Below are 16829 nucleotides of genomic sequence, written 5' to 3'. Positions count from 1 at the left end.
ATTGATGTGAAGGTCAAGCGAGTCCCTGAAGGGGGCGTCCATGCGGATCGGGGAACTGTCGGAGCGCACCGGGACACCGCGCCGGCTGCTGCGCTACTACGAGGAGCAGGGGCTCATCGTCGCGGACCGGCTGCCGAACGGCTACCGCGTCTACGACGAGTCGAACCTGGACCGGGTCCTGCAGATCCGGGGCCTTCTGGACGCCGGTCTGCCGACCCGGATCATCAAGCAGATCCTGCCCTGCCTGAACAAGCCGCGGATCATTCATTTCCCGGACGCCACCCCGGAGATGCTGGCCACCCTGGAGGACGAGCGGGACCGGATGACCGAGCGGATCCGCTGCCTCACCCGGAACCGGGACGCGGTGGCCGAGTACCTGGACGCGGTACGGGAGAAACGGGAGGCGTCCGTCTGACCCGGATCAGACGCCGCCCGGCTGCGCGCCGCCCGCCCGGCAACGCGGGTCAGGTCATCCTGCGCGCACCGTCGAGCACCGCCTGCCGGATGCGGTGGTAGGTCCCGCACCGGCAGATGTTGCGGATCGTGTCCAGGTCCGCCTCGGTGATCTCGCGCCCGGCCTCCCGGGCCCGGCGCACCTCCGCGACCGCGGTCATGATCTGGCCGGGCTGGCAGTAGCCGCACTGGGCGACGTCGAGGTCGAGCCAGGCTTCCTGCATGGGATGGAGGTCGCTTCCGACAGTGTCGGGGAGTCCCTCGATGGTGGTGACCTCGTCGTTCGGGGCGAGATCCTCTACGGGCACGGCGCAGGGCGTGAACGCCTTGCCGTTGAGGTGGCTCGTACAGGCCCGGCAGACGCCGACCCCACAGCCGTACTTGGGTCCGGTGACGCCCAGGACGTCCCGGAGGACCCAGAGGAGCCGGACGTCGCCCTCGACATCGGCGGTGACGGCCTTGCCGTTCAGGATGAAGGTGTGCTGCGGCACGGATGCTGCTCCAGGTCTCAGAGGGCGCGGTCGCGGCCGTCGGTCGGCGAGGCGGGGACGGGCGGGACGGTCGGCAGGGGGGTGAAGGCGAGTGGATCGGCGTGGTTGACGGGGAAGACCGTCGGCATGGTGCCGGTGGCCCGGCCGTAGGCGCAGGCGACGGCGGCCATGGCGCCGGCGACCGCGAGTTCGCCCGCGCCGCCCGGCTTGTCGCCGGTCGAGGGCATGACGATGATCTCGAGCTCGGGCGGGGTGTTCCACTGCCGGGTGTAGAAGTACTGGTCCCAGCTGCCTTCGAGGAAGTGCCCGTCGCGCAGGTGGAGGCCGGACGTCAGGGTGATGGCGATGCCGTCCGAGATACCGCCCATCATCTGGGCCTCCAGGCCGCGCGGGTTGACGGCGAGACCGACGTCGACGGCGCAGACCACCCTGGTCACCCGGGGTCCGGTGACCGCGCCGGGGATCTTCCGCCCGGTGGTCTCGGGGCGGCAGTCGATCTCGACGAGCATGGCGACGACGGAGTGGTACTCGGTGTGGACGGCGATGCCCTGGGCGGTGCCGGCGGGCATGGTGCGGCCCCACTCCCCCACCTCGGCGACCTTGTCGAGGACGGCGCGGGCGCGCGGGTCCTTCATGAGCCGACGGCGCATCGCGTACCCGTCCTGGCCCATACGGCGGGCCAGTTCGTCCATGACGAGTTCCTGTGCGCAGCGGACGTTGGGCGAGTAGATGTTGCGCATCGACCCGGTGTTGAAGCCCTTGTCGGTCTCGGAGAGCAGCTGGGTGGTGACCCCGAGGTGGTAGGGGCTGATCTGGGTGAGCTGGAACATCGTCTCGGAGAAGGCGAGGTCGCCGACGGGCAGCCGGGCCGCCTCCGCCGTGAGGACCTCGCCGATGCCGTGCCCGAAGTCGGTGGCCACGGAGGTGTGCCGCTGTTCGTACGTGAGGACCTCGCCGAGCGTGTACGTGGCGCGGACCCGGGAGGTGGACATCGGGTGCGTACGGCCCTGGCGGAAGTCGTCGGTGCGGTGCCACATCAGCTTGACCGGCTTGCCCATGACGCGGGAGATCTCGGCGGCCTCGTCGGCGGCGTCGTGGAAGAGCTTGCGCCCGAAGGAGCCACCGCCCTCGGTGACATGGACGCGGACGGCGGAGACCGGCAGACCGAGCTTCAGGGCGATCTGTTCCCGGGCGACGATCGGGGCCTTGAGCGAGCCCCAGATCTCGGCGGAGTCCTCCCGGACGTCGGCGATCGCGCAGTTGGTCTCCAGGGCGGCGTTGCTGGCGAAGTGGAAGGTGAAGCGGGCGTCGACGGCCTTGGTGAGCAGCGGCAGCGGCGGTACGACCAGGGGGAGTTCGGCCCGTCGGAGCTTCGCCAGAACAGTGGCGTCGGAGGCGCCCTCGGCGGTGCCGGGTCCCCAGTCGACCCGGAGGGCGCGCACGGCGTCGATGCACTGGCCGAAGGTGCGGCCGCGGACGGCGACGCCGGTGGAGACGGTGACGACGTCGGTGATGCCGGGCATGGCCCGGACCTCGGCGAGGTTGGCGACGGAGCGGACGGTGCCGTTGATGGTGGGCGGACGGCAGACCATGGTGGGCAGCGCGTCCGGGACCTGGAGGTCCATCGCGAACTTCTTGCGGCCGGTGATCGCTTCGAGGGCGTCGACGCGGCGCTGTCCGGTGCCGATGAGCCGGAAGCGGTCGGAATCCTTGAGGGTGACCTCGACGGCGGTGTCGGACACGGCGGCGGCCTTCACGGCGAGCTCGCCGTAGCCGAGCAGTGCGCCGGCCGGGGAGAGGACGGCGCCGGCCTTGGTGGTGAGGGTGCCGACGGCCTCGCCGAGGACGAGGGAGGCGGCGCGCAGGAGCCGGCCGCGGGCGACGGCGGCGGCGACGCGCAGGGGGTGGTAGGTGGAGTACGTGGTGTTGGAGCCGCCGGTCAGCTGGTTGAAGAGCAGTTCGGGCCGCGCGTCGGCGAGTGTGACCTTGACCTTGTCCAGCGGCAGGTCGAGTTCCTCGGCGACGATCATGGCGCTGGAGGTGGTGATGCCCTGGCCCACCTCGGCGCGGGGCAGCGCGAAGTGGGCGGTGCCGTCCTCGTCGAGGCGGATGGTGATGAGGTGGCTGGTGGGCAGGGCCGCGAGGGTGAGCAGCTCGTTGAGGTCGAGGAGTTCGGCGGGCCCGGGGAGGGAGGGGATGAGCGCCGGGGCCGCGGCGGCGGCCTGCCGGGGCGCGAGGGCCTCGGCGCCGAGCTGTGCGGCGACGGTGAGGGTGGGGGCGGCGAGGACGTACCCGAGGAACCGCCTCCGGCTGGTACCGCGCGTCGCGTCGCCCTCGCCCTCGGAACGCGCGGTTCCGTCCCCGCTGCCGCTCGGGTGGTCGTCCCGCAGGGGGTGCCGCCTCGCCATTCGGTGTGCCCTTCGTCATGGCCCCGAAGCTGACGCCCGGATGCCGCCTCGGATGTGAAGATCATCGCTCATGTGGGCGCCCAGCGGGAGCCGTTCGGACCGGCGAATGTCAGGTCACCGTCAAGCCCATCCTCTCCCCTCCCCACCGTCCCGCGCCGTCCGCCCCCTGGCCGCGTCCGGAAGGCCGTCGGGCCATGGACGGGCCGACCACCCGGGGCTGGGGTACGCCGCGCGGGGCGCCCGAGGGTGCGTCCATGACCGAAGCCGCGCACGTCACCGCCACCCGCCGCTCGTACGACACGGTCGCCGTCGACTACGAGCGGCTGCTCACCGACCAGTTGGCGGAGGTGCCGCTCGACCGGGCGATGCTCGCGGAGTTCGTGAGGGCGGTGGGGACGGGAGAAGGGCCCCGTGCCGTGGGCGATCTCGGCTGCGGTACGGGGCGGGTGACGTCGCACCTGCGGGACATCGGCGCCGACGCTTTCGGCGTCGACCTGTCGCCTGGGATGATCGCGGTCGCCCGGGGCACGTACCCGGGGCTGCGCTTCGAGGTGGGGTCGATGACCGCGCTCGGTCTCCCGGACGCCTCGCCGGGCGGGGTCCTGTCCTGGTACTCGACGGTGCACATGCCGGAGGCGGAACTCGTCGCGTCCTTCGCCGAGTTCCGGCGCGTCCTCGCGCCCGGCGGTCATGTCCTGGTCGCCCCAAGGTGGGGAACGGGCGCGTACGCCTTGAGCGGGCCTACGGCCACGAGGTCACGCTCGACGTGTACCGCCGGTCACCGGAGCGCGTCGCCGAGCACCTGGCGGCGGCCGGCCTCGTCGAGTCGGCCCGTCTGGTGCGTGAGCCGCACCCGGAGGAGAAGACGCCGCAGGGATTCCTCCTGGCGCGCAGACCGAGCGGCTGATCCGGCCCGGCCCGGCAGTGCAGCCGTACGGGAGAGGCGGCGGACCGGTGCCGTACGGGCGCCGCGGGGCGGGCGGGCGGCCCCCCGCGTCGCCCGGGAGCGGAGTCGCGCGACCGGGCGGCGCAGGGCACCCGAGCGCAGCTGGGCGGACGAGATCCTGGCGCGCTGGCCGCCGCCCGCGATCAGGGCGTTGACGGAGGCCATCGGGTCACCGCCCACCGACCGGGCCAGCAGCGCACCGACGACCACCGGACCGAGCGCGACGGCGAGTGCCGCGCCGGTGGCGGTGACGTGGTGGAGGGGGCGGGTGCGCCGGACGTCGGAGGTCATGGTCACAGTCCAGCAGGGCGCGGACGGCGCCGTATCGGTCCAGGTACTCAGACGGGCGCGGGCGGCTACTCAGACGTGACTGCGGAAGATCCCTCCGAGGGGTCCCGCACGCACGTTTCTTCAGCGATGCTCGGGGGCGGCGGACGCGACGAGGCGTTGCCGGGCGGGCCAGGGGAGGCGGACCGACCGTGACGACGGAGACGACAGAAGCGACGGGGACATCGCGTGCAGCGGAGGCGGCGGCGAGCACGGCGGAGATCTTCGGGAGCCGCGCGTCCTCGACCGGCACCGCGCGCGGGCCCGCCGCCGTCCTCGTGGTGCAGCACGAGGAGGAGGCGGGCGCGGGGCTCGTCCGGGTGGGGAGCGCCGGATGGGCGGTGCAGTTCCATCCGGAGGCGGACGGGGCAACGGTCGCGGAGTGGGCGGCCGAGGACGGCGAGCGGATGCGGGAGTCGGGCACCGACCCGGAGGCCACGGTGACCACGGTGCGGGCCGCGGAGCCCGGACTCCGCACGGTCTGGGGCGCGGTGGCGGAGGCCTGGGGTGCGGTGGTCCGGGCCCGCGCGGACGCGAGGCGGTAGCGGCGGCGCCGACGCTCGATGCTTCCGCCGGCCGTGTCCGGCTCGTCGCCGCCGTCGGTCCAGGGCCGGTCGAAGAGGCCCAGGAAGAGGAGAGGGAGCAGCACGAAGGAGCCGGGTCACGGCGTCGGTGCGGTGGGGCGCGGCCCCGTCCCGTCCCCGGGCCCGTCCGCGCCCAGGGGTCCGGGTGCTGACCTCTCCGGTGAGTGCCCGACCGGCGCGTCCGTTTGGCCGGGCGGGGGCGGTGGGGTTGCTTGATCGGGGCGCCGTACCGTACGAGCACGCACCCCAGAACGAAGGAGACCGCCGCCATGGCCGACTACCGGATCGAGACCGTCCGCACCGGGTACCGGAACTGGACCGCCCGGAACGACCGGGGCGCGGAGGTCCGGATGGCCGCCGCCGACGACGCCGACGCCCAGCCCTCCTTCACCCCGGTCGAGTTGCTGCTCGCGGCGATGGGCGGCTGCGGCGGGCTGGTCGTGGACCGGACCGCGCGGGCCGTGGACCACGACGACCTGAAGATCGTGGTGGAGTCGGTCTCCGGGCCCGAGGACGACGGCCGGGTGGGCCGGATCCGGGTGAGCTACGAGTTCGAGCTCCCGGACAACAACCCGAAGGCGGCGGAGGTGTTCGCCCGCGGGGTGCGTCTGACGCACGAGAAGTTCTGCACGGTGAGCCGCACCGTGGAACACGGCGCGCTTGTGGAGGCGATCCTGCCTGACGGCACGGTCGGCTTCGAGGGCTGATCCCCCGCACCCCCGGCGCACTCCCCGGCTCACACCCCGACCCCCGGCGCATTCCCCGGCTCACACCCCGACCCTCGGCGCACTCCCCGGCTCACTCCTCGATCGCGCCGCCGATCCGGCGCAGATGCTGCCGGAAGGTGTACGTGGGGTCCTCGGCCCGGGCCGCCATATAGGCGTCGAAGCGGGTCTGGGCGCGGAGCGTCTCCCCCGCCCTGATGCGGCGGGCCTGTTCCCGCTCCGTGCGGAACAGCGTGCGGGCCACCTCCAGGACGGCGGCCACCCGCGCGGCCGGCACGAACAGCACACCGTCGTCGTCGGCGAGGACGACATCGTCGGCGGTCACGGCGTGCTCGCCGAAGCGGGCCGTGGTCAGCGCGTCGGGGTCCCGGGGGTCGGCCCGCAGGGGGCCGGGGGCGTGCCGTCCGTACGAGAACACGGGCAGCCCGATCTCGACGAGGTCGGGCGTGTCCCGGTGCAGGCCCCAGACGACGACCCCGGCCACACCCGCCGCCTCCGCCTCCAGGACCGCGAGGTCGCCGATGCAGGCCTCGTCGCGGCGGCCCGCGTTGTCGATGACGAGGACGTCACCGGGCCCGGCCCGGGTGAAGGCCTCCAGGAAGACGTCGACGCTGCCGTAGTGGCGTACGGGCAGCGCACGCCCCGCGAGGCGCCGCCCCGCCACGACGGGCAGGATCCCGGCAGGCGCGGCGCGCAGCGGCTCGCCGAGGCGCACGCAGGCGTCGGCCACGAGAGGGGTGGAGAGTTCCGCGAAGTCGTCCAGGTCCTTCGGCATCGGGCGCTCCGTTCGGTGACGAGTACGGTACGGCGGGCCGCGCGATGCTATCGGGTGACCGTGCGCGACCGGCGGCGTACCGCCGGAGTCCCCGGCCGCCGGCGGGCCCGTCCCACTCACCCGGTCGGCGTCCGCCGCGTGCTCCTGGCGTGCAGCCCTGGTGCGCCCTCCCTACGATGAAGGCACACCTCACCAGAGCGAGGCACCATGGCCGCAGAGGATGCCGCCTCACCCGGGGGCCGTCCCGCGGGTCTGAAGGCGAATGCGATCGGGTTCGTCGACGCCCTCGTCATCGGACTCAACTCCACCTCCCCCGCGTACTCCCTGGCCGCCGTCATCGGCCCGATCGTCGCGCTCGCCGGGATCTACGCGCCCGGCGTGATGTTCGCGTCCTTCGTCCCGATGCTGCTCATCGCGTCCGCGTTCTACTACCTGAACAAGGTCGACCAGGACTGCGGTACGACGTTCTCCTGGGTCACGCGCGCGATGGGCCCGTGGGCCGGGTGGCTCGGTGGCTGGGCCATCGCAATGACCGGCGTCCTGGTCGTCGGTTCGCTCGCGGACGTGGCCGTGAGCTTCGCCCTGCTCTCCTTCGGCCTCGACAGCTGGGTGGACAACGCCTTCGTACGGCAGTCCCTCACCGTGCTCCTGATCCTGGTGATGACGGCCGTCTGCGTCATCGGCACCGAACTGTCGGCGCACGTGCAGAACGTCCTCATCCTGGCGCAGGTCGCCTTCCTGCTGATCTTCGTGGGCGTGGCGCTGTACAAGGTGTACGACGGCACGAGCGCGTACGACTCCGTCGAACCCGCCCTCAGCTGGCTGAACCCCTTCGGCGCCGGAGGCGCGGCGCTGACCGGCGGGCTGCTGCTCGGCGTGTTCATCTACTGGGGCTGGGAGTCGGCGGTCAACCTCACCGAGGAGGTCAAGGACTCCGCGACCGCACCCGGCAAGGCCGGCCTCTGGTCGACCGTCATCCTGCTGATCACATACGTGTCGGTGGGGTTCGCGGTCGTCGCCTACGCCGGTCCGGCGTTCCTCGCGGAGAACGCGGGCGAGGAGGAGTTCATCTTCGCCCAGCTGGCCACCGACGTGCTCGGCGGCTGGGACTGGATCCTGCTCCTGGCCGTCTCCACGTCCGCCATCGCCTCCACCCAGACGACGATCATCCCGGCCTCACGGACCGCGCTCTCCATGGCCCGACGGCGTGCGCTGCCCGCGCACTACGGCCACATCAGCCCCCGCTTCCGTACCCCCGACGTGAGTACGTGGTGGGTCGCGGGCATCGCCATCGCCTGGTATCTGGTGGTGAACCAGATCAGCGCCAACGCCCTCTTCGACTCGCTGACCGCGCTGTCGCTCCTGATCGCCTTCTACTACGCGCTCACCGGAATCGCCTGCGCCGTCTACTACCGGCGTCACCTCCTCGAAAGCGTCCACAACTTCCTGCTGATCGGGCTCGGCCCGCTCGTCGGTGCCGGGCTCCTGACCTGGCTCCTGGTGAGGTCGGTCTCCGACATGTCCGATCCCGCGAACTCGTACAGCGGCACCTCGTGGTTCGGCCTCGGGCCGCCGCTCGTCATCGGTATCGGCATCGCCCTCACCGGGGTACTCGTCATGATCGTGTGGCGGCTGCGGGCGCCCGCCTTCTGGGAGGAACGGCCGGGCGTGGCCGACCCCGATCTGGTGCACGGCAAGGAGCGCTGAGATGTCGGTCGTGCTCGGTTACGACGAATCCCCCGGCGCGGCCCGGGCGCTGCGGATCGCGGTCGAGGTGGCCGCCGCGTTCGACGAGCGGCTCGTGCTGGTCTACGGCGCGGCGGTGCCCGGTCCGATGGGCGAGGAGTACCGGTCCCACCACGAGGCCATCCGCCAGACCGGCCGCGCCGGCCTGGAGCACGCGGTCACGGAGGCCGACAGGGCGGGCGTGCCGACCGTCGTCGAGGTGCTCGACAAGAACCCGGCCCAGGCCCTCATCGACGCCGCGACCCGCCACGCGGCCCGTGTCATCGTGGTGGGCAGCTGGGGCGAGAGCCCGATGCGCGGCGCGCTACTGGGTTCCACACCCCACAAGCTGCTCCACATGTCGACGGTCCCGGTGCTGTGCGTGCCGCCGGAGGAGTGACGGCGCGGGAGGAGTGACCGCGCGGAGAGTGGCTGCCCGGATGAGGAGCCGCCCGGAGGGGAGGCCACCCGGCGGCGTGGCCTGCGGGCGCGTCCCCTTCCCCGGACGGCCTGGACGCGCCCGCAGGTCATGTCCCCGGGAGGACCGTGACGCGGGCCAGTGCCCAGGAAGTGCGGTCGAAGGAGCTCTCGGCGTCGGCGTCCGCCACCTCCAGGCGCAGGACCCGGACGCCCCGCACGTCGACGTCCACCGGGAGGGGGCCGCCGGCCGCGGTCAGGACGGGGCTGGTGAACAGCACGCGGTCGTCGCCGTACACCGTGGCGCGCGTGGCGCCTGCGGAGCTCCGGCGGGCCGAGCGGTCGTCGATGCCGACCAGGGCGGTGAACCGGTTCCCGGCGCCGCCCAGGTGGAAGGCCACGTCGCTGAAGGCGTGGACGCCGAGCCCCTTGGCGTAGGTGGTTCCGCCGAAGGCGATCGGGGTGCCGCCCCCCGCGTTCACGCCGTCTGAGGCGTCGCGTTCCACCGGGCCCCGGCCGTTGACCGCGTGGATCCAGGTGAGGTCGGAGAGGTAGCTGTCACGGGTGGGCGCCCGGGGCGGAGTGGTGACGAAGCCCGCGTCCTCGTACCGCACGGAACCTCCCGGGGCGAGGGCGGTTCCTACGGCGGTGAGGGTCCACGGGGTGGAGGCGGGGGCCCCGGCGGGCGGGGTGACCTGCCAGCCGGCGGTGAACGCGGCGCCGGGAACGAGCTGCCCGGCGGTGGTGGCCGTGATGGCCTGTACCGTCCAGCCGGCGGGCGCACGCAGGGCGAGGGCCGCGGAGCTCCAGGGCCGGGACGAGCCGTTGCCGAGCGCGGCGGTGACGGTGAAGGCCTGGCCGGGGGCGGCGACCGACGGCACGGTGAGGGTCGTGCCGAACTCGGCACGCGGGGAGGTGTCCTGCCAGGAGGAGCGCCTCGGCGGGACCGGTGCGGCGACCCGGGCGGGGTGGCGGGACGCGCGGTCCGAGCTCTCGCCGACGTCGACGGCCAGGTCGTACGGCTCCACCTGCCACGGGTCCTCAGGCAGGGCGTCGTGGCGGACGCCGAGGCCGAGGGTGGCGGCGGACCCCGCGAGGAAGCGGTGGCTACGGGACATGGTGGGGCTCCTTGGGCGGGGAGTCGGACGCCGCCCGCGGGCATGCCGGGAACGGCTGGATGCCAGGGGCGGGCAAGGGCCTGTCGTCCGCCCCTGGCGTCCAGCCGAGCATGTCGGCCCCCGCCCCGGCGGACCATGCACGGCGTATGAAAAGCGTGTGACACACGCCTGTTGAGCCGGTCCGCCCCCGCCACGAGCCGGACCGGCTCCCCACCCGGGGCCGCGCGGGCCCGTCACCGCCCGCGCCCGCCGTCACCGCTCAGCCCTGGCGTCCCGGCCCGCCCGGCGCTCCGTCCAGCCAGAGTTCGCGGACCCGGTGGACCGGGTCCGGGGCGACCCGGGGTTCGGAGTCCCAGATCATCGTGGCCCGCCCGGCCTCCGTGTAGCGGGGCCAGTCGGCGCCCGGGTCCTGGTCGGTCACGAAGGTGACCCAGGCCCGGTGCACGGCGTCGGCGAGCGCGCGCGGCGGCAGGTCCCCGGCGACGGCCGCCACTCCCTCGGCGTCGAGGAGGTCGAAGGCGAAGGGCAGGTCGACGCAGTGGAAGGCGAGGTCCGCGGCGGGTGAGCGCCAGGCGAACTCGTAGAGCCAGGTGGGCCGTTCACGGGCGGCCCGGGCGTCGGCGACGGCGAGGTTCGGGGCGCGGAAGGTCGCGTCGGTCAGCGCCTGGCCGAAGATCCGCTCCGGGCCGCACTCCGCGTACGCCGCCATGAGGGCGTCGGTCCGCTCGGGGTCGAGGCCGAGGCCGCCGAGGAGGACGGGCAGCGGCGGACCCCCCGGGCCGGGCGCGGGGAACATCGTGAACTCGTGCTCGGTGAAGCCGAGCATCAACGGCACCTCCGCGCCCGCCCCGCCCGTCGTGAGGGCGTCGAGGACGGGCAGCGGGATGAGCTCGCCGTCGGCGAAGGGGGCGAAGGAGAGCATCGGCGGCAGGCCCTCGCGGTCGGGGCCCGGCTCGTTCATGCGGTCCTGGAGGGCGAGGATCTCGTCGTCCCCCAGGTCGCGGAGGGCCGCGGCGGTGGCCGGTACGCCGGTGCGGGCGGTGAGGAGCCGCGAGGCGGCGCGGGCGACCTCGGGGCCGTCGGGCCGCGGAACGGCACCCGAGACGGAGAGCGCGCCGCGGAACAGGCCCTGGGCGGCGGGGACGGCGAGGAGGGTCTGGACGGCGCCGCCGCCCGCCGACTGTCCGGCGACGGTGACCTTGGCGGGGTCGCCGCCGAAGGCCGCGATGTTGTCCCGCACCCATTCCAGGGCGGCGATCCAGTCGCGTACGCCCCGGTTGTCGGGGGCGTCCTCCAGGTGGAGGAAGCCCTCGATGCCGAGGCGGTAGCCGACCGAGACGAGGACGACGCCGTCCCGGTTGAAGGCGGCCCCGTCGTACCAGGGGCTGGCCGCCGAGCCGGCGACGTAACCGCCGCCGTGGATCCAGACCAGGACGGGCCGCGCGGCGGCGGGTTCGGTACCGGGGGTGAAGACGTTGAGGTTGAGAATTCCGGCGCCCGGGACGGAGGGCTCGGGGATGGTGGTGATCTCGGCGAAGGGGCGGCGCTGTGCCGTCGGGCCGTACGCGGTGGCGTCCAGCGGCTCCGTCCACCGCTCCGGCGGCACGGGCGCGGCGAACCGCAGGTCGCCGACGGGCGGCCGCGCGTACGGGATGCCGAGGAAGCGCAGGCTGCCGTCGGCACGGCGCTCGCCACGGACGGGCCCGCGGCCGGTGGCCACGAGGGTGCCGCTAGTGCCATTGGTGCCGGGGGTGCTCATGGGTGCTGCTCCTTCTGCGCGGGGGCACACGAAGCCCGGGGCAGGAGCCTGCCATCGTCACTTACACGTGTCAACGCCCTCCGTCGCCCGCACCTCCTCCCTGGGCAGCAGCAGCGGTGTCGCCAGCAGGAGGACGCCCGCCAGACCGATCGCCGCGCGGGGCCCGACCGCGGCCGCGAGAAGCCCCCAGAGCGCGGTCAGGGCCGCGGCGGAGGCCTTCGCGGTGACGGACCAGGCGGTGAGGGTACGGACGACCCGGTCGGTCGGCGTCAGGTCGAGGCGCTGGGCGGCGAGCACCGGGGTGAACACGCCGGCGCAGGTGATCAGCGCCAGCTCGACCGCCATCACGAGCACCAGCCCCGTGACACCGGAATGGACGAGGGCGAGACCGACGGGCCAGCACGCGCGGAGCACGCCCGAGGTCCACAGGACCCGGCGGCGGCCGTGGCGCGCGACGAGCGGCCGGGAGATCCGTGAGCCGAGGAGCCCGCCGAGGCAGGGCACCGCGAAGGCGAGCCCGTACTGCCAGGGGGCGAAGCCGAGCGGACCCAGCATCAGGACGGCGAGGAGGGGCGCGGTCGCCATGATGAGGCCGTTGACCAGGACGGAGTTGAGGAACAGCGGGCGCAGGACGGGCTGGGCGAGGATGTGCCGCCACCCTTCGAGGAGGTCGCCGGCCTGCGTCCCCCGCCCCTCCTTCCGCGCGGGGCGGGACTCGCGCCCCTTGATCGCGCGGACGCCCGCCGCCGAGAGCAGATAGCTCAGGGCGTCGACCAGCACGGTCGCCACCGGGCCGAGGAGGGCCACCAGGGCGCCGCCGAGCGGCGGCCCGAGGACGGTCGCGGTCCACATCGTGGATTCGAGCCGGGCCTGCGCGACCAGCCGCCCCTCCGCCGGGACGAGCGCCTTGAGACAGGCACCCGAGGCGGCGCCGAAGGTGATGTCGGCCGCGGCGACCAGCACGGAGACCACGAGGAGCTGGACGAAGCCGAGCCGGTCCAGCGCGTACGCGGCGGCGACGCTCAGCATCGCGGCGCACCGCACGAGGTCCATGGCGACCATCACGGGCCGCTTGCGGCGGAACTCCACCCAGGGGCCGAGTGGCAGCGCCACCGCCGCTCCGACGGCCGCCCCCACGGCGGCCAGCGCCGCCACCTCGGCGGAGCCCTTGTGGAGCACGGTGATCGCGAGCAGCGGCAAGGCGTTGAAGGCGACCCAGGTGCCCAGGGTGCCGGCCGCGTAGGCCGCCCACAGCCGCCCGAAGTCCCGTCCGAGGGGCACCCCGCCCGCCATGCCCGTACCCCTCTCGTCGGCCGGCCGCACAACCACGGACCGTCGGTCGCCATCAAAGCGAGCCGAGGACGCGCAGATCAAACAACCAGGGCGCGCATACGACACAACCTGTGGTTGTCGGCCTAGGCTGCACGGCGTGGATCTCGATGCCGTACGTACGTTTCTGGCCGTGGTGGACTCGGGCCGGTTCCGGGAGGCCGCCGCCGAGCTGGCGGTCACCCAGCAGGCCGTCTCCAAGCGGGTCGCCGCCCTGGAGAAGGAGCTCGGCGTGCGGCTGCTCGCCCGCACCGCACGCGGGGCGGAGGTGACGATCGACGGACAGGCGTTCCTGCCGCACGCGCGCGCCCTGCTGCACGCCGAGGAGCGGGCGATGGCCTCGGTGCGGCCCGGGCGGCGGGCACTGCGCGTGGACGTGATCGGCCGGCGGCTCGCGACCGCGGGGCTGCTGCGGGGGTTCCACCTGGCGCATCCGGAGATCGAGCTGGACGTCGTGACGCTCTTCGACGCCGACGCGGCCGTCGCCGCCCTCGGGGCCGGCACGATCGACACGTCCTTCCGGGCGGTGACCATGCCCGGCCGCCGGCTTCCCGAGGGCATCGAGGCACTGCCGGTCCTGGACGAGCCGCTGCAGCTCCTGACGGGGCCGGGGCACGCGCTCGCGGGCGCGCGTTCCGTCCCGCTCGCGCGGCTGGCCGGCCACCGGATCTGGATCCCGGGCATCGTCGGCGGGACCGAGTGGGCGGCCTACTACGCGGACCTGGCCGCCCGGTTCGGACTCACCATCGAGGTGACGGGCCCGGACTTCGGCCCCGAGGCGCTGTTCGACACCATCGCGGACTCCCCCGAGCTGGCGACGTTCGTCGGCGAGGGCACCCGCCTCGTCTGGCCACAGGGGCACGACCTGCGTCGCGTCGCCGTACACGGGCCGACTCCGGTCTACCCGCACTCGCTTCTGTGGACCGCGGACAACCCGCACCCCTCGCTGCGCACCCTTCGCGACCATCTCGCCGCCTCACCCGAGGCCCCCGGGTCCCCCGCCGCGGCGGTGCGGGAGGCCGACATCTGGTCACCTGCCTGGGCACGGCCACGGGATCGTCGTCCCGCGCTCTAGACTCTGAACGTCCGGGGGACGGGCAGGTCCAGGGGAAGGCGGCCCATGATGCAGTGGGTGCATGACGCCGTGGGGGGCGCGCTCGTTCTCCTGCTCGGTGCGGGGCTCATCACCGCCGGCGTGCTCTGGAAGGGGCGCGCGGTCCGGCCGTTCGCCGCGTCCCGAGCGCGTTCCGTGGCTCAGCGGGAGTACGCCCGCGATCTCCAGCGGGCGGCCGACCATGTGATCGCGCTGGCCCGCCGGTCCGCCGGCGAGGGCGAACCGGCCATCGTCACCGTCGAGGCCGTGGTGCGCACGACGCAGGAGCGTTACGGGTATGCCGGGGTGGAGCGGAGGCACGCGGCGGCCGCGCTGCGCCGCCGGTTCGAGCACTGGCGCTGCGCGGTCGACTGCGTCACCGACGCCTACGGCTGATCCAGGGCCGGTCCAGGGCGTCCGTCCTGTGCCTGAACGTCCGCCTCGGGTACGGGCGTTCCCTGGTGGTAGTACATCCGCAGGCCCGTTCCGGCCGGAGCGGCGGGGTCGCGGCGCCAGAGGGAGCTGCGCCTGGCCCGGTGGCCGTCGACGTGCGTCTCGTACGTGAGGTGGACGAGGCCGGGGGCGAGCAGGGTCCCGGAGAAGGCGGTGGGCTCGTAGCGCGGTCCGTCCTGCGTCGCGCCGGACATCTCGGGGAGCTCGGCGAGCATCTCCTCGTACGTCCAGCGCCGGCCGGAGGCGCCGACCTCGACGAACTCGGGGTCGAGCAGTTCGGCGGCGCGTGCCCGGGAGACGCGTACGGCCGGGTCGAGGAGCGCCAGTTCGCCGGCGACGGCCTCGGCGATGTCGGGGTCGTCGGGAGTTCCGAGGGACGTCACGGCGTCACTCCCCCGTCGTGCCGTCGAGGCGTTCGCGCAGCAGGTCGGCGTGGCCGTTGTGCCGCGCGTACTCCTCGATCATGTGGGCGAGGACGTAGCGCACGGAGTACGTCTCCTCCTCGTGGGTGCCGGTGACGTCGAGGGAGTCGGCCGCGGCCACGATCGCGCGGGCGCGGGCACACTCCTCCCGCCAGACGGTGAACGCCTCGTCGACGTCGGCCTCCTCCACGTCGAAGTCGGCCCAGTCGGTGGAGCCCGGCGGTGTCCAGCGGCTGCGGCTCCGCTCGCCGTTGATCGTGTTCCGGAACCAGCCTCGCTCGACCTCGGCGGCATGGCGGACCAGACCGAGGAGGGAGAGCCCCGAGGGGTCGACCGCCCGCGTGCGCAGCTGCTCCGGGGTGAGCCCCTCGCACTTCAGGGCGAGGGTGTCGCGCTGGAAGTCGAGCATGGCCGTGAGGACGGCGCGTTCGTCCCCGGTGTACGGCACGGACGTGCGGTGATCTTGAATCGTCATACGGGCATTGTGCCGCCGCCCGTCCGAGGGTGGTCCGGAATTCTCCGGCCCTCGGACGGGCCGGTGCACTCGGAGGCTGCGGCCTCCTCCAGTGGGGCGGCGACCGCTTCGGACGCGTCGGGGCCGGAGGCCCGGGCCGATCCGGACGGCTCGTCCGGTCAGCCGGACGGCTTCGCGTAGTCCGTGAAGCCCGTCCAGTCCAGCGCGACGCAGGCCTCGTCGCCGAGAACCCACGCGTCGTGGCCGGGCTGGACCTCCATGTAGTCCCCGGCGCCGTACTCGGTCGTCTCGCCGTCGTCCATGACGACCTTCATGTGGCCGCTGACGATGTATCCCACGTGCGACGCCTGGCAACTGTCGGTGCCGGCGATCGGTTTGACGTGCTTGGACCATTGCCAGCCCGGCTCGAACACGGCGCGGCCGACTGCGCCGCGCGCACCGCTGACCAGGTCGAGCCTGCCCTTGCCGTCCTCGAAGGGGCGGGTCTCGTCCGCTGCGTCGAAGCTCTTCTTGACGATGCCGGTCATCGTTCGCTCCCGGCGATGGAGAGGTGGAGTCCCCGAGTCCACTTCCAGGCTACGCGGCGGCATTCCCGCGGGCACCTCGCATACCCACGCCGGAGGCGGTTCGCATGTGCATTGAATTTTTGTTGAACGAAGACCACCCGTTGGCAGATCCATGCATCTCCGCAGCTCAAATTCTGTACGCATCCCTTACCGGGCAGACCTACACATAAAGGCCAGATAAGAGCACAATGAAGCAGCGGCAACATTTGCCGCAAGTGCGGTCAGACGTGCATGACGCCAGAAGGAGGCGAGTCGTATGGCCGACGTCTCTCACCGTCCTGGTGATATCGCAGGACACCCCGATGCGCCGGAAATGCGGGACCGTTATGCCCGCATGCTCCAGACCCGAGGTGTCGCGGCGGTCGAGGAACTCGTGATCCTCGCCGGTATCTACGCCGCGATCTCCGCGTGGACGGTCCACTTCTCCGCCACCCAGCCCGCGCTCGCCATCAGCAACCTGGTCGTCGGCATCGCCCTGGCGGTCCTCGGCCTGTGCATGTCGATGGTTCCCGAGCGGTCCCAGGACCTCAACTTCGTCGTCCTGCTGATGGGTGCGTGGCTGATCATCGCCCCGTGGGTGGTCGGGTCGAGCCCCGACACCGGCACCATCCTCAGCAACGTCATCACCGGCGCGTGCGTCTGCCTGTTCTCCCTCACGGCCGGCGGACTGCTCATGACCAAGCGAAGGACGTGACGTTCTGATCCTCTCCCGGAACGGCGGCCCCTCCACCCCCGGAGGCGCCGCCGTTCACTGCTTTCCGCC

General features: G+C 73.2%; 18 protein-coding genes and 1 pseudogene. 9 read left to right on the top strand and 10 right to left on the bottom strand.

Annotation, left to right across the window (positions count from 1 at the left end; genetic code table 11):
* Positions 1-40: 40 nt before the first annotated feature.
* A complete protein-coding gene (locus IF00_RS0105535) occupies positions 41-415 on the top strand; it encodes a MerR family transcriptional regulator (protein WP_030314835.1) in 375 nt (124 codons plus the stop codon).
* A gap of 49 nt (positions 416-464) precedes the next feature.
* Here IF00_RS0105535 and IF00_RS0105530 read toward each other — a convergent pair whose 3' ends face one another.
* A complete protein-coding gene (locus IF00_RS0105530) occupies positions 465-944 on the bottom strand; it encodes a (2Fe-2S)-binding protein (protein WP_030314833.1) in 480 nt (159 codons plus the stop codon).
* Positions 945-961: 17 nt separating this feature from the next.
* Positions 962-3352, bottom strand: coding sequence for a molybdopterin cofactor-binding domain-containing protein (locus tag IF00_RS0105525; RefSeq protein ID WP_030314831.1), 2391 nt, complete (start codon positions 3350-3352; stop codon positions 962-964).
* A gap of 17 nt (positions 3353-3369) precedes the next feature.
* Between IF00_RS0105525 and IF00_RS47770 the strand changes: the two are divergent.
* Positions 3370-3996 (top strand): annotated as a pseudogene (locus tag IF00_RS47770) (class I SAM-dependent DNA methyltransferase); the annotation flags it as partial.
* A 134-nt stretch (positions 3997-4130) separates the two neighbouring features.
* Here the strand turns inward: IF00_RS47770 and IF00_RS47765 are convergent.
* Complete coding sequence (locus IF00_RS47765; protein WP_030314829.1) at positions 4131-4589, bottom strand: hypothetical protein; 459 nt, start codon at positions 4587-4589, stop codon at positions 4131-4133.
* Between the two features lie 188 nt (positions 4590-4777).
* On the opposite strand from IF00_RS47765, the gene IF00_RS0105510 reads away from it, so the two are divergent.
* Complete coding sequence (locus IF00_RS0105510) at positions 4778-5170, top strand: type 1 glutamine amidotransferase family protein (RefSeq protein ID WP_030314828.1); 393 nt, start codon at positions 4778-4780, stop codon at positions 5168-5170.
* Positions 5171-5478: 308 nt separating this feature from the next.
* Positions 5479-5916 carry an OsmC family protein gene (locus IF00_RS0105505; protein ID WP_030314821.1) on the top strand — a complete coding sequence of 146 codons (438 nt, stop codon included), beginning with the start codon at positions 5479-5481 and terminating at the stop codon, positions 5914-5916.
* A gap of 91 nt (positions 5917-6007) precedes the next feature.
* Here IF00_RS0105505 and IF00_RS0105500 read toward each other — a convergent pair whose 3' ends face one another.
* Positions 6008-6709 carry an RraA family protein gene (locus IF00_RS0105500; RefSeq protein WP_030314819.1) on the bottom strand — a complete coding sequence of 234 codons (702 nt, stop codon included), beginning with the start codon at positions 6707-6709 and terminating at the stop codon, positions 6008-6010.
* 207 nt (positions 6710-6916) lie between these two features.
* Here IF00_RS0105500 and IF00_RS0105495 point away from each other — a divergent pair, with 207 nt between their 5' ends.
* Positions 6917-8416, top strand: coding sequence for an APC family permease (locus tag IF00_RS0105495; protein ID WP_037637586.1), 1500 nt, complete (start codon positions 6917-6919; stop codon positions 8414-8416).
* A 1-nt stretch (position 8417) separates the two neighbouring features.
* On the top strand, positions 8418-8834 hold the full coding sequence (locus IF00_RS0105490; RefSeq protein ID WP_030314815.1) for a universal stress protein: 417 nt from the start codon (positions 8418-8420) through the stop codon (positions 8832-8834).
* 127 nt (positions 8835-8961) lie between these two features.
* Here the strand turns inward: IF00_RS0105490 and IF00_RS0105485 are convergent, their stop codons facing one another.
* From IF00_RS0105485 to IF00_RS0105475, 3 genes are all read right to left on the bottom strand, one after another.
* Positions 8962-9969 (bottom strand): NPCBM/NEW2 domain-containing protein, encoded by a 1008-nt coding sequence (locus tag IF00_RS0105485; RefSeq protein WP_051819860.1) that lies wholly within the window; start codon positions 9967-9969, stop codon positions 8962-8964.
* A 259-nt stretch (positions 9970-10228) separates the two neighbouring features.
* The gene (locus IF00_RS0105480; protein ID WP_051819858.1) at positions 10229-11728 is read right to left on the bottom strand and encodes a carboxylesterase/lipase family protein; all 1500 of its coding nucleotides are present in this window, start codon (positions 11726-11728) and stop codon (positions 10229-10231) included.
* Between the two features lie 57 nt (positions 11729-11785).
* Positions 11786-13021 (bottom strand): MFS transporter, encoded by a 1236-nt coding sequence (locus tag IF00_RS0105475; RefSeq protein ID WP_051819856.1) that lies wholly within the window; start codon positions 13019-13021, stop codon positions 11786-11788.
* Between the two features lie 136 nt (positions 13022-13157).
* Between IF00_RS0105475 and IF00_RS0105470 the strand changes: the two genes are divergently transcribed.
* Both IF00_RS0105470 and IF00_RS0105465 read left to right on the top strand, forming a co-directional pair.
* On the top strand, positions 13158-14132 hold the full coding sequence (locus IF00_RS0105470) for a LysR family transcriptional regulator (RefSeq protein WP_030314806.1): 975 nt from the start codon (positions 13158-13160) through the stop codon (positions 14130-14132).
* Positions 14133-14180: 48 nt separating this feature from the next.
* Positions 14181-14546, top strand: coding sequence for a hypothetical protein (locus tag IF00_RS0105465; protein ID WP_245234442.1), 366 nt, complete (start codon positions 14181-14183; stop codon positions 14544-14546).
* Here the strand turns inward: IF00_RS0105465 and IF00_RS0105460 are convergent.
* The 3 genes from IF00_RS0105460 to IF00_RS0105450 all read right to left on the bottom strand — a co-directional run bounded on the left by IF00_RS0105460 (position 14537) and on the right by IF00_RS0105450 (position 16027).
* On the bottom strand, positions 14537-14986 hold the full coding sequence (locus IF00_RS0105460; protein WP_037637584.1) for a nuclear transport factor 2 family protein: 450 nt from the start codon (positions 14984-14986) through the stop codon (positions 14537-14539). The two genes, IF00_RS0105465 and IF00_RS0105460, sit on opposite strands and share 10 nt — an antisense overlap.
* Positions 14987-14990: 4 nt before the next feature.
* A complete protein-coding gene (locus tag IF00_RS0105455; protein WP_030314801.1) occupies positions 14991-15500 on the bottom strand; it encodes a DinB family protein in 510 nt (169 codons plus the stop codon).
* 158 nt (positions 15501-15658) lie between these two features.
* Positions 15659-16027, bottom strand: coding sequence for a cupin domain-containing protein (locus IF00_RS0105450; protein ID WP_030314800.1), 369 nt, complete (start codon positions 16025-16027; stop codon positions 15659-15661).
* A 373-nt stretch (positions 16028-16400) separates the two neighbouring features.
* Between IF00_RS0105450 and IF00_RS40945 the strand changes: the two genes are divergently transcribed.
* The gene (locus tag IF00_RS40945) at positions 16401-16760 is read left to right on the top strand and encodes an SPW repeat protein (RefSeq protein WP_245234433.1); all 360 of its coding nucleotides are present in this window, start codon (positions 16401-16403) and stop codon (positions 16758-16760) included.
* Positions 16761-16829 lie beyond the last annotated feature (69 nt).

This window comes from Streptomyces flavochromogenes, from assembly GCF_000717595.1.
In the GTDB taxonomy this organism is placed as follows: domain Bacteria; phylum Actinomycetota; class Actinomycetes; order Streptomycetales; family Streptomycetaceae; genus Streptomyces; species Streptomyces flavochromogenes.
This window is presented reverse-complemented; position numbering and strand designations above follow the sequence as displayed.